Origin of the sequence: Salinispora tropica CNB-440 (genome assembly GCF_000016425.1) — a bacterium.
GTDB classification, from domain to species: Bacteria; Actinomycetota; Actinomycetes; order Mycobacteriales; family Micromonosporaceae; genus Micromonospora; species Micromonospora tropica.
In genome coordinates this window covers 3,823,351-3,835,373 of record NC_009380.1, presented here as the reverse complement: position 1 = coordinate 3,835,373, position 12,023 = coordinate 3,823,351, and the positions used below count along the sequence as shown (strand labels likewise).

Below are 12,023 nucleotides of genomic sequence, written 5' to 3'. Positions count from 1 at the left end.
AGTGGTCTGAGCCGGGTACGGCGCGTGCGGGGAGAGGGGGCCCTATCGGGTTGTGGCGGGGATGGGAGGGGCCGGTGCAGGCGCGGGAAGGTCGCGTAACGTCGGCGTAACGAGGCCGGTGGAGACTGATCGGTCAGGCCGGGTCGTTCGCGGGCCGAAGGCGGACAATAGGGTTGTAAGGGGTGGAAGTGGACCGTCAGCAGGAGTTCGTCCTCCGTACGCTGGAAGAGCGGGACATCCGGTTCGTCCGGCTGTGGTTCACCGACGTGTTGGGCACGCTGAAGAGCGTGTCGGTGGCCCCCGCGGAGCTGGAGTCCGCCTTCGAGGAGGGCATCGGGTTCGACGGTTCGGCGATCGAGGGTTTCGCCCGGGTCGTCGAGTCCGACATGGTGGCGATGCCGGACCCGACCACGTTCCAGGTCTTCCCCTTCGAGGGCGGAGTCAGCGGCGAGAGCGCCCGGATGTTCTGCGACATCCTGCTCCCCGACGGTAGCCCGTCCTGGGCCGACCCGCGTCACGTGCTGCGTCGGGCGCTGTCGAAGGCGGCGGAGAAGGGCTTCACCTACTACACCCATCCGGAGATCGAGTTCTACCTGCTGGAGGATGGGGCGCCGGACGGCTCGGTGCCGATCCCGGTCGACACCGGCGGCTACTTCGAGCACACCACGCACGCGGTCGCCCGGGACTTCCGCCGACAGGCCGTACTCGCGCTGGAACGAATCGGAATCTCCGTCGAATTCAGCCACCACGAGGTCGCTCCCGGTCAGCAGGAGATCGACCTGCGCTACGCCGACGCGCTCAACACCGCCGACAACATCATGACCTTCCGGCACGTGGTCAAGGAGGTGGCGCTCTCCACCGGGGTGCAGGCCACCTTCATGCCGAAGCCCTTCACCGACCAGCCGGGCAGCGGCATGCACACCCACCTCTCGCTATTCGAGGGGGAGCGCAACGCGTTCCACGACGGCGGCGACCCGATGAAGCTCTCCAAGGTGGCCCGCGCGTTCATCGCCGGCCTGCTGGTACACGCGCGGGAGTACACGGCGGTCACCAACCAGTGGGTCAACTCGTTCAAGCGGCTGTTCCCGCAGGCCCTGCCGAACCGGGTCACCGAGAGTCCCGCGTACGTCTGCTGGGGGCACCTGAACCGCTCCGCGCTGGTCCGGGTCCCGGCGTACGGCAAGCCGAATTCGGCCCGGGTCGAGGTCCGGTCGCCCGACTCGGCGACCAACCCGTACCTGGCCTTCGCGGTGATGCTCGGCGCCGGCCTCAAGGGCATCGAGGAGGGGTACGAGCTCCCGCCGGGCGCCGAGGACGATGTGTGGTCGCTGACCAGTGCCGAGCGCCGAGCGATGGGCTACGAGCCGCTGCCGGAGAACCTCGCCGAGGCGATCGACGTGATGGCCGGCTCCGAACTGGTCGCCGAGGTGCTCGGCGAGCACGTCTTCGACTTCTTCCTGCGCAACAAGCGGTCCGAGTGGGAGCAGTACCGCCGCGAGGTCACGCCGTACGAGCGGCAGCACTACCTCTCGCTCTGATCTCTGGCCCTGGCTGGCCCCGCTCCTGACGCCGGCCGCGTGCTGGCCCGGCTGATGCGGATCTGGTCGAGACACGGACGGGCGGCACGCCGGTGACCCGGTGTGCCGCCCGCGAAGTCCGCCCGTTGGGCGGGGCGACCTACTTACCCGCGGAGCCGCCCGGTCCGCCCGGTCCGCCGTGCCCGCCCGGGCCCCGGAGGATGCCGGCCTCGGCTGCCGCGGTGATCGCGTCGGCCTGTTCCTGGGTGAGCTTGCCGTCCTCGACCGCCTGCTCCAGGCGCTGCGTGAGCGCCGCCTGCCGGTCAGCGGAGTCCGGGCGCTCGCCCCGGTCGCCCCGCTCGGGCCGGTCGGCCGCCCGCTGTTCGCGCAGTTCCTCGAGCGCCGTGGTCACCTCGTCCACGTCAACGCCGAGCTTCTCGGCGAGCGCCTCGGCGAACTCGGCCTGCCGGTCGGAGCGCTTCTGCTCCTTGTCCATGCCCTTCTCGGCGTCGGCGTCGGCGCTGGCGCTCGGAGAGGGCGAGGTGCTGTCAGCAGCCATGGCCATGGTCGGCGCGGCCACACCGACGCCGAGCACGCCCGCCGCGGCAAGCCCGGCCAGCAGGTGCTTCCTACGAATCGTGCGGGACATGGTGATCCTCCAACTCGTCGGGTGTTGCGTTACGTGATCGACAGTGACCGCGCCGGCTGGAGGAACACCGTGGCGAAGCTATGAGCCAGCTGGCAATCTGGGCGACTGCCGGCGGCCGTGCACCGACGACCGTCCCTCAGCGGACGGCCGGGGCGACGGTGAGAGTGCCGGCGTCCGCGTCCAGGACCGCCTCGGTGCCGACCGGAACGGTGAGCTGGCCCACCCCGTGTCCGATCGGCAGCCCACCGAGGACGGGGACGCCGAGGTCCCCCAGGCGGTCGGTGAGCACGTCGGCGACGTCTACCGCCCACCCGTCAGTGCATTCGGTGAACTGCCCGACCGCAACCGCGGCCAGCCCGGCCAGCACCCCGGCCCGGCGAAGGTGGGTGAGCATCCGGTCGATCTTGTAGGGGGGCTCCTGTACCTCCTCGAGCAGCAGCACCGCCCCGGTCAGGTCCGGCATGTCCACCGTGCCGACAGAAGCCATGATCAGGCAGAGATTGCCACCGAGCAGCCGGCCGCCGGCCCGGCCCGGGACCCGGACGCGAAAGGTTTCCTCGCCGTCCCGGGCGGCCACCGTCACCGGCTCGGTGGTGGTCAGTACGGCGTGCAGCGACAGCGCGGAGTCCAACGTCGTCCGTTCGTCCCGCCATGCCGCACCGGGGCCGTGCACCCCCGCCAACCGGGCGCCCCGCCAGAGCGCGAACTGGAGGGCGGTGATGTCGGAGAAGCCGGCCACCACCTTCGGGTCCCGGCGTACGGCTGCCATGTCGATCGCGTCCACCATGCGCTGCGCGCCGTATCCGCCCCGGGTGCAGATGATCCCCCGCACGGCGGGATCAGCGAACGCGGCATTCAGGTCCGCCGCCCGCAGCTCGTCGGCGCCGGCGAGGTAGCCCCGCCGGGCGTACGCGTTCGGGGCGGGCACCGGCCGCAGACCCCAGCTGGTCAGCAACTCGATGCCGCGGGCGACCCGCTCCGGCCGGGTGGGCCCGGACGGCGATACCAGGAGTACGGTGTCGCCCGGACGCAGCGCGGGCGGACGGAGTACCTCGTGGGTGATCACAACAGTCGAGCCTAACCAGCCTCCTGGTGGTCGCACGGGATAGCCTCGACGGCGTGGCAACCGCGTTCGTGATCGAGAATGACCCGACCGAAGACGCGCGTCGGCTCGGGGAGTGGCTGACCGAAGCCGGGCTGCAGCTGCACCTCGCCCGGCCGCACGCCGGTGACGAGCTCCCGGCCGACCTGGACGGATACGCGGCGCTGGTGGTCCTCGGCGGCGGGCAGCAGGCGTACCCACTGCCCGACGGCGAGCCGTCGGCGTCCTGGCTCCCGCAGGTGGAGGCGCTGTCGCGCAAGGCAGTCCGGCACCGGGTGCCGACCCTGGCGATCGGCCTCGGCGCGCAGCTGCTCGCTACCGCGCACGCCGGAACGGTCGAGCGTAGCGAGTCCGGGCCGGAGGTCGGTCCCGCGGTGGTGGGCCGCCGGGACGCCGCCGAGACGGATCCGCTCTTCCGATACGTGCCGCTGATCCCCGACGTGTTCCAGTGGCACGCCGACGAGATCACCGAGCTGCCGGCCGGGGCGACCTTGCTGGCCGCCTCCACCCGCTATCCACATCAGGCCTTCCGTCTCGGTGACCGGGCCTGGGGCCTGCAGTTCCACATCGAGTGCGACACCGCGATGGTCGCCGACTGGGTGGCGGATTCGACCCTGCTCGTCGAGCTGGGCTACGACCCGGAGTTGGTCGTCGCCGCCTGCGCTGCGGTGATGGTCGATGTCGAGGAGGTCTGGCAGCCCTTCGCGGCGCGGTTCGCCGCCCTGGCCCGCGGCGAGCTGGACGAGGGGGCCCGCCGTAGCCTGCCGTTGCTCGGGCACGAATGAAACGGCCGACCCGAGCCGCGGGACGGCTCGCCCGCTACGGCTTCGGCACCAGCGACGACAGCGCCCGCGCCGGCGACCTGCTCGGCCCCACGGGCCTGGCGCTGTGGCAGCCGGAGACGCAGGAACCCGTGGACAAGCGGGCGGCGGAGCTACTCTCCGCGCTGTCTCGGGCCGCCGATCCGGACCTGGCGCTGCGCCAGCTCCACCGGATGGTGGAGGCCGAACACCGGGCCGCAGGAGCCGGTGAACCGGCCAATGGCGCTGACCCGGTGGGGATCGGCGACGCCTCCGGGCTCCTCACCGACCTGTACGACGACCCAGGGCTGCGGCGGCGGCTGGTCGCCGTTCTCGGCGCCTCCTCGGCGCTCGGCGACCATCTGGTCGCCAACCCGGGCCAGTGGGCTGACCTCCGGAGCACCCCGGACGGACTGGCACCCACCGCCGACGGCCGGCTCCAGCTGACCGGCGGGGACGGTTCGATCGCCCAGCTGCGGTCGGCGTACCGGCTGGCGTTGCTCCGGATCGCCGCGGCAGACCTGACCGGCAACCGAAGCATGGAGCAGACGATGGCCGCGCTCTCCGCGCTGGCCGACGCGACTCTTACCGCTGCCTACGACCTCGCGCAGGGTGAGCTGCCGGAGGGTACGCCCCGGCCACGGTTGGCCGTGGTGGCGATGGGCAAGTGCGGCGGCGGCGAGTTGAACTACGTCTCCGACGTTGACGTGATCTTCGTCGCTGCCGAAGACGATGACCTTCCCGCGGCAACCACGATCGCCACCCGCCTGATTCACGTCTGTGGCCTGGTCGCCTGGCCGGTAGACGCCGCGCTGCGCCCCGAGGGCAAGCGGGGCCCGCTGGTGCGTACCCTCGCCAGCCACCTCGCCTACTACCGGCGGTGGGCCCGGACCTGGGAGTTCCAGGCGCTGCTCAAGGCACGGCCGGCCGCCGGCGACCTGGCGCTGGGCCAGGAGTGGATCGAGCAGCTCGCGCCGCTGCTCTGGCGGGCGGCGGAGCGCCCGGAGGCGGTGGAGGACGTCCGGGCCATGCGGCGCAAAATCATCGATCACATCCCGCCGGCTGAGCAGGAGCGCGAGATCAAGCGCGGCCCGGGCGGGCTGCGTGACATCGAGTTCGCGGTGCAGCTGCTGCAACTGGTGCACGGCCGTGGTGACGAGCTGCTGCGGGCACCGGGCACCATCCCCGCGCTGCGGGCGTTGGTCAACGGCGGGTACGTCGGGCGGTTGGACGGGGAGGCGCTGCTGCGCGGCTACCACTTCCTGCGCGCCGTCGAGCACCGGCTGCAGTTGCAGGGGCTGCGCCGCACCCACACGGTTCCCACCGACCCGGCCGCGCTGCGCTGGTTGGCGGGGGCGCTCGGCTACTCGGCGGCACCCGGGCGCAGCGCCGTCGAGGCGTTCCGAATCGAGCGGGTCACCCACGCCACCGAGGTGCGTCGGCTGCATGCCAAGCTGCTCTACCGGCCGCTGCTGGAGTCGGTCGCCCGGGTGCCCGCCGACGGGCTGCGACTCACCCCGGCGGCGGCGCGCAACCGGCTGGAGATCCTCGGCTTCGCAGACCCGGCCGGGGCACTGCGCCACCTCCAGACCCTCACCGGCGGGGTAAGCCGCACCGCGGCCATCCAGCGCACCCTGCTGCCGGTGTTGCTCAGCGAGTTCGCCGACGCCCCCGAGCCGGACCGCGGGCTGCTCAGCTACCGGAAGGTCTCCGACAAGCTCGGTGGCACCCCCTGGTACCTGCGGCTGCTGCGCGACGAGGGGCCGGTGGCCCGCCGGCTGGCGCGCGTACTCTCCTCCTCTCGGTACGCGACCGACCTGCTCGCCCGCGAGCCGGAGGCGCTGCGGCTGCTCGCTGAGGAAAGTGAGCTGGCCGCGCGGCCCCGCGCGGTGCTCTGCGAGGGCTTCGCGGCGGCGGCGGCCCGGCACGCCGGTGACCCGGTGGAGGCGATCCGGGCGGTGCGCGCGCTGCGCCGTCGGGAACTGCTCCGTCTCGCCTGTGCCGACGTGCTGAGCCGGGCCGGCTCGCTGGTCCCGTCGCCGCCCAGCGTGCAGGGGCGGGCCGTGCCGGCCCTTACCGATGTGGGCGCGGTCGGTACCGCGCTGGCGGATGTCACCGACGCCACCCTGGCCGCAGCCCTGCGGGCCGCCCGGGCGTCCCAGCCGCTGATGCCGGGTCTGCGCTTCGCTGTGATCGGCATGGGCCGGCTCGGCGGGTACGAGTCCAACTATCTCTCCGACGCGGATGTGCTCTTCGTCCACGATCCGCCGGCCGGGATGGACGAAAGCGTGGCGAGCGCCGCCGCGCGGGCGATCGCCGAGGAGCTACGTCGGCTGCTCGGGATGCCCGCGCCCGACCCGGCGCTCGGCGTTGACGCCGACCTGCGCCCCGAGGGGCGGCAGGGGCCGCTGGTCCGCAGCCTCGCCGCGTACCAGCAGTACTACGCCCGCTGGTCACGGGTGTGGGAGGCACAGGCACTGCTGCGGGCCCGGTTCGTCTGTGGTGACGAGGAACTGGGCGCCGAGTTCCTGGCGATGGTCGAGCCGCTACGTCATCCGGCGGCGGGCCTGACCTGGGAGCAGGTCGTCGAGATCCGCCGGATCAAGGCACGGGTGGAGACCGAGCGGATGCCCCGGGGTGCCGACCCGGCCACCCACACCAAGCTGGGCCGGGGCGGGCTGGCCGATGTCGAGTGGGCGGTGCAGCTGCTCCAGCTCCGGCACGCCGGGCAGCTGCCGCAGCTGCGGGGCACGCGTACCCTCGACGCCCTCGCGGCAGCCCGGGACGCGGGCTTGGTGGATCCGGACGACGCCGCGGCGATGGCGGCCGGTTGGACCCTCGCCGCGCAGGTCCGTAACGCCCTGATGCTGGTGCGCGGCCGGGCTGCTGATCAGCTTCCCCGGCATGGGGTGGAGCTGGCGGGGGTGGTTCGGCTCCTCGGCCACGAGGATCCGGGTGAGTTCCTCGACGACTATCTGCGCACCGGCCGCCGTTCCCGCGCCGCCATGCAACGCGTCTTCGAGCTCTGAGGACGGCCCGGGGATCGTCGGGGCGCGGCAGGCCAGGCGTGCCCGGCGCCTGGCCGGGCGGGTCGGCGAGCGGCGGCTGTCCTCAGCTGCCGAGGGTCCACACCCCGGCGCGCGGGACGGTGACAGCGGTCCACTCGCCGTCCGCCGTGACCGTGCCGCCGGCGGCGGTCAACCAGCGGCTGTGTCGGACGCGCACCGGGACCGTGGCGGGCCCGTCGGTTCGGAACGTCACGGTGGCGCCGTTGGCCCGCAGGATCGCGCCGGGGGCGCCGACCAGGGGGGTCGGCTCGACCACCGCCCAGACCCGCCAGTGCGGATCGGACCAGACCTCGCGCAGGTAGGGCAGGCCGGTGCGGACCAGCTCCGCCTCGGCCCGGCCGACCCAGGAGGGTGCCGCCTCGGGTACCGCCACGAACTGCACCGCGTTCGTCAGTAGCCAGCTGTGGTAGGTCTGTGCGGTCAGCGGAACCCCGGTGCCGGTGGCACCCGGCACCGTGGTGAAGAAGAGCGGATTGCGGTCGATGTCCGCCTGGCGCAGCCAGCCCCGCGCCAGCGGAACCTCGCCCAGTGCCGCTGACTCCCGATAGGTGCGCGTCGGTGGGATCTCCACCCGCCCGGTGAGCTGTTGGGTGGCGAGGAACTCGCGCAGCGGCGCGAAGTAGGCGGGGCGGGTGGCCGGGTCGGTGGCGCTGCGCAGGTCTGCCGGGACGACCGGTGGCTGCCACCAGAACACGGCCGCGAGCAGGACGGCCAGGGTGAGTCCGCCGCTGACGCGCCGGGTCGGCGATCGGGGATGGGCTCCCTCGACGGCGAGCCTCGGCGACCAGCGGCCGTTGCCGACGGTTGCCGCGGCTGCCAGCAGGGGGAGCGCGAACATCGCCGACAGGCGGGTGGCGTTCAGGCCGACCGGGGTGTGCAGCAGCGCCGCCGCGAGTACCCCGGCCGCGGCGAGCAGTGCGCCGATCCGCACTGGCCGGTACGCCACCAGCACCGCCACCAGCAGGCTGCTCCCCACCGCCCGCACGGTGTCGGTGCGGCTGATGTTCATCCAACCGCCGTCGCCGAGGAGCAGGGCGGTGACCCCGAGCGGCAGCGCTGCCGCCAGCCCCAAAGCGAGGCCGTCGAGGTAGCGGCGGCCGAGCAGCAGCGCGGCACCGGCCAGCCCGACGAAGAGCCCCGCCACCGGGCTGGTCGCGGCGGCCAGCAGCGCTCCCGTCGTGGCCAGCAGCAGTCGTCGTCGCCCGGCCGGCAGGGTGAGAGCGAGGAGAGCGGCGAGGCCGAAGGCCACCCCGAGCCCGTACGTGACCCGGCCGGCGACCAGGTTGCCGGCGAAGGTCACCACTCCCACCAGGGAGCCGGTCAGGGGCCGGGGTACGTCGACGCGGCACAGCAGGGCGGAGAAGGCGACGGCCGACGCCACCAGCGCGAGCACCCCCGTCACCCGAACGCCGAGCAGTGCCATTACCGGCTGGGAGAGCAGGCTGTAGCCGAACTGGTTGACCCCGCCGTACCACCGCAGGTCGACCGGGGTGGCACCGTGGGTGGCGAAGAAGTCGGCCCGGGCCACCTGGGCGGCGAGGTCCGAGCCCATCGGCGGCAGCGTCAGGTACACCCCGCCCAGCACCACGGCCACCGCGGCGGCCGTCGCCACCACCGTCCGTGTGCCCCGCATGCCTACCTCCGTATCCGCGCCCACGGTACTGGCAGCATGTTCTTCCATGCCCATCCACCTCGTTGGCAGGACCGGCCCAGCTGGCGCGATGGCGCCGCCCACCGCCGGGGCGTTCCGGTGACCGAAGCAGGCGCGCCCCCGCGAGGGGCCGTGCGGACGCCGGTCCGGGCGGCAACGGTCCGCTACGTCGGGCTCGTCGGCGCGGTGCTGCTGGCCGTCGCCGGTTACCTTGGGGGAGCGTTGCCCGGTGTGACCGCCGAGCGGGTGTGGCACGCCGTCGACGGTCCGCTGACCGTCTTGCTCTGGCTGGTCGGCACCGGGCTGTTGACCGGCGCGTGGTGGGCGCTGCGGCACGGTACGCCGTCAACCGGGTGGGCGTACCGCACCGCAGGACTGTGGTCGGTGCCCCTGCTCGTCGCGCCGCCGCTGGGCAGCCGGGACGTCTACTCGTACGCCTGCCAGGGCTGGGCGTACGGGCAGGGCGTCGACCCGTACGCGGTCGGGGTGGCGGCGGCGGGCTGTCCCTGGGTGGATGCGGTCGCGCCGATCTGGCGGGACACGCCCGCGCCGTACGGGCCGGGCTTCCTCCTGCTCGCCGCGCTGGCGGTAGCGCTCGGCGGCGGGTTGGTCGGCACGGTGGTGGTGTTGCGGCTGATCGCTGTGGCCGGGGTGCTGCTCGGCGCGGTGTGTCTGCTCGGATTGGCGCGGGCGGCGGGGGTGCCGACTCGCCGGGCGGTCTGGCTGGCGCTGGCCTGCCCGTTGGTGGGGGTGCATCTGGTGGCGGGCGCGCACAACGACGCGGTGATGCTGGGGCTGCTGCTGCTCGGCCTGCTGGTGGTGGTGCGGTTCCCGGGTCGACCGCGACCGCTGCTGGTGGCGGGGGCGCTGCTCGGGCTGGCGGTGGGGGTTAAAGCGACTGCCGTGGTGGTGTTGCCGTTCGCGGCGCTCGCCGCGGTGCTTGGCCGGTTCACCGTGCGGTCGGTGCTGCGCGATGGCGGCTGGCTGGCCACGGGCACCCTCGTCGCTCTGGGGGGTGTGTCGGTGCTCTCCGGCCTCGGCCTGGGCTGGGTTGGCGGGTTGCGCCGCAGCGGGGACCTGGAGCAGTGGACCTCGCCGCCCACGGCGGTCGGCATGGTTCTGGACTATGCCGCTGAGCTGGTCGGCGGGCGTCCCGCGGCGGTGCCGGTGGTTCGGGCGTTGGCGTTGGCGTTGCTGGTGATGGTCTTGGCGGTGCTGTGGTGGCGGGCCTGGTCGGCCCTACGCGCGCTGAATGACGTTCGGCGGCGGGTGGTCCGGTTGGAGGCCGCTCGCCCCCGGGTGGCCCTGCTCGGTGCCGGCCTGGCCCTGGCCGCCACGGTGGTGCTCGCTCCGGTCTTCCATCCCTGGTATGCGACCTGGCCGTTGATCCTGCTCGCGGCGTCGGCGACGCGAACGACCTGGTTCGTGTTGCCCTGCGCGGCGGCGGCCTTTCTCACGTTGCCGGACGGCACCAACCTGGCCCGGCTGGCGAAGGCTCCGGGAGCTCTGGTGATGAGCGCGTTGGTGGTGGCGGCTGCCGTGTGGGGTGTACCGCGGCTGTGGCGGTCCCGGGCGGGCCGGGCCCCGTTCACGCCGCTATAGAACCGGAACCGGCCGGGTCGCCGCCGCAACGTTGCGGCGCCGACCCGGCCGGTCGTCCAAGGGCTCAGCAGTCGAAGTACATCGCGAACTCGTGCGGGGTCGGGCGCAGCCGCACCGGGTCGACCTCGTTGGTCCGCTTCCAGTCGATCCAGGTGGAGATCAGGTCCGGCGTGAAGACGCCGCCGTCGAGCAGGTAGTCGTGGTCGGCCTCGAGGGAGTCGAGCACCGCCGGCAGCGAGCCTGGCACCTGCTTGACGTCGCCCCACTCCTCCGGCGGCAGATCGTACAGGTCCTTGTCGATCGGCGTCGGCGGCTCGGTCTTGTTCTTGATGCCGTCGAGGCCGGCCATCAGCATCGCCGAGAAGGCCAGGTAGACGTTGGCCGACGGGTCCGGCACGCGGAACTCGACCCGCTTGGCCTTCGGGTTGCTCCCGGTGACCGGGATGCGGGTGCAGGCGGAGCGGTTGCGCTGCGAGTAGACCAGGTTGACCGGTGCCTCGAAGCCCGGCACCAGCCGCCGGTACGAGTTCACCGTCGGGTTGGTGAAGGCCAGCAGCGACGGCGCGTGCTGCAGCAGACCGCCGATATACCAGCGCGCGGTGTCGGAGAGGCCGGCGTAGCCGGTCTCGTCGTAGAAGAGCGGTTCACCGTTCAACCACAGGCTCTGGTGGGTGTGCATGCCCGAGCCGTTGTCACCGAACAGCGGCTTCGGCATGAAGGTGGCGGTCTTGCCGTTGACCCAGGTCTCGTTCTTCACGATGTACTTGAAGAGCTGGAGCTGGTCCGCGGCGTGCAGCAGAGTCGAGAACTTGTAGTTGATCTCAGCCTGGCCGGCCGTGCCGACCTCGTGGTGCGAGCGCTCCACGGTGTAGCCGGCGTCGATCATCCGACGGACGATCTTGTCGCGCAGGTCGGCGTAGTGGTCAACCGGCGGCACCGGGAAGTAGCCGCCCTTGTACGCGGTCTTGTAGCCGCGGTTGCCACCCTCCTCGTCGCGGCCGGTGTTCCACCAGCCTTCGATCGAGTCGATGTAGTAGTACGACTGGTGCGCCGAGGTCTCGTGGCGGATCGAGTCGAAGATGTAGAACTCGGCCTCCGCGCCGAAGTAGGCGGTGTCGGCGATGCCGCTGGCCGCCAGGTACGCCTCGGCCTTCTTCGCCACGTTCCGGGGGTCGCGGGAGTAGGCCTCGCGGGTGAACGGGTCGTGGATGAAGAAGTTGAGCGCGAGAGTCTTCTGCGCGCGGAAGGGGTCGATGAACGCGGTGGCGACGTCCGGGAGCAGGAGCATGTCCGACTCGTGGATCGCCTGGAAGCCGCGGATGGACGACCCGTCGAATGCGAGGCCGTCGGTGAGAAGCTCGTCGTCAATCGACTCGGCGGGCAGGTTGAAGTGCTGCATCACGCCGGGCAGATCACAGAAACGTACGTCGACGAACTTCACGTCCTCGTTCTTGAGGTAACGCAGGAGTTCCTCGGGATTGGCGAACACTCGTCCTCCTGGCTCGTCCACTGAAGTGGCTAGGCTTCTGGCGACGCTATGGCCAGGCGATTGCCCAGCCATGTCTCCAATGTTTCTGCCGTGTTACGTCCCCCGCTGGGGCTCCGTGAAGCCTCAGCGGTGCGGAGCCCCAGCC

The 12,023-nt window shown here is 72.3% G+C and carries 8 protein-coding genes; 4 read left to right on the top strand and 4 right to left on the bottom strand.

Annotated elements, in window-relative coordinates; translation table 11 throughout:
- Positions 1–188 precede the first annotated feature (188 nt).
- Positions 189–1,538, top strand: a complete 1,350-nt coding sequence (gene glnA / locus STROP_RS16735; protein WP_037329556.1) for a type I glutamate--ammonia ligase — start codon at positions 189–191, stop codon at positions 1,536–1,538.
- A gap of 139 nt (positions 1,539–1,677) precedes the next feature.
- On the opposite strand, the gene STROP_RS16730 is transcribed toward glnA (STROP_RS16735), so the two are convergent.
- Positions 1,678–2,166, bottom strand: a complete 489-nt coding sequence (locus STROP_RS16730; protein ID WP_012014549.1) for a hypothetical protein — start codon at positions 2,164–2,166, stop codon at positions 1,678–1,680.
- A gap of 136 nt (positions 2,167–2,302) precedes the next feature.
- Positions 2,303–3,232 carry a S66 peptidase family protein gene (locus STROP_RS16725; protein ID WP_012014548.1) on the bottom strand — a complete coding sequence of 310 codons (930 nt, stop codon included), beginning with the start codon at positions 3,230–3,232 and terminating at the stop codon, positions 2,303–2,305.
- Positions 3,233–3,258: 26 nt separating this feature from the next.
- Here STROP_RS16725 and STROP_RS16720 point away from each other — a divergent pair, with 26 nt between their 5' ends.
- The gene (locus STROP_RS16720) at positions 3,259–4,053 is read left to right on the top strand and encodes a type 1 glutamine amidotransferase (protein WP_012014547.1); all 795 of its coding nucleotides are present in this window, start codon (positions 3,259–3,261) and stop codon (positions 4,051–4,053) included.
- On the top strand, positions 4,050–7,097 hold the full coding sequence (locus STROP_RS16715) for a bifunctional [glutamine synthetase] adenylyltransferase/[glutamine synthetase]-adenylyl-L-tyrosine phosphorylase (RefSeq protein ID WP_012014546.1): 3,048 nt from the start codon (positions 4,050–4,052) through the stop codon (positions 7,095–7,097). The genes STROP_RS16720 and STROP_RS16715 overlap by 4 nt, the downstream gene beginning before the upstream one ends.
- A gap of 82 nt (positions 7,098–7,179) precedes the next feature.
- On the opposite strand, the gene STROP_RS16710 is transcribed toward STROP_RS16715, so the two are convergent.
- Positions 7,180–8,769: a hypothetical protein gene (locus STROP_RS16710; protein ID WP_043535438.1), complete on the bottom strand. Its 1,590-nt coding sequence runs from the start codon at positions 8,767–8,769 to the stop codon at positions 7,180–7,182.
- Positions 8,770–8,886: 117 nt separating this feature from the next.
- On the opposite strand from STROP_RS16710, the gene mptB reads away from it, so the two are divergent.
- Positions 8,887–10,389 carry a polyprenol phosphomannose-dependent alpha 1,6 mannosyltransferase MptB gene (gene mptB / locus STROP_RS16705; protein WP_012014544.1) on the top strand — a complete coding sequence of 501 codons (1,503 nt, stop codon included), beginning with the start codon at positions 8,887–8,889 and terminating at the stop codon, positions 10,387–10,389.
- Positions 10,390–10,453: 64 nt separating this feature from the next.
- Here the strand turns inward: mptB and glnA (STROP_RS16700) are convergent, their stop codons facing one another.
- Positions 10,454–11,878, bottom strand: a complete 1,425-nt coding sequence (gene glnA / locus STROP_RS16700; protein WP_012014543.1) for a type I glutamate--ammonia ligase — start codon at positions 11,876–11,878, stop codon at positions 10,454–10,456.
- Positions 11,879–12,023 lie beyond the last annotated feature (145 nt).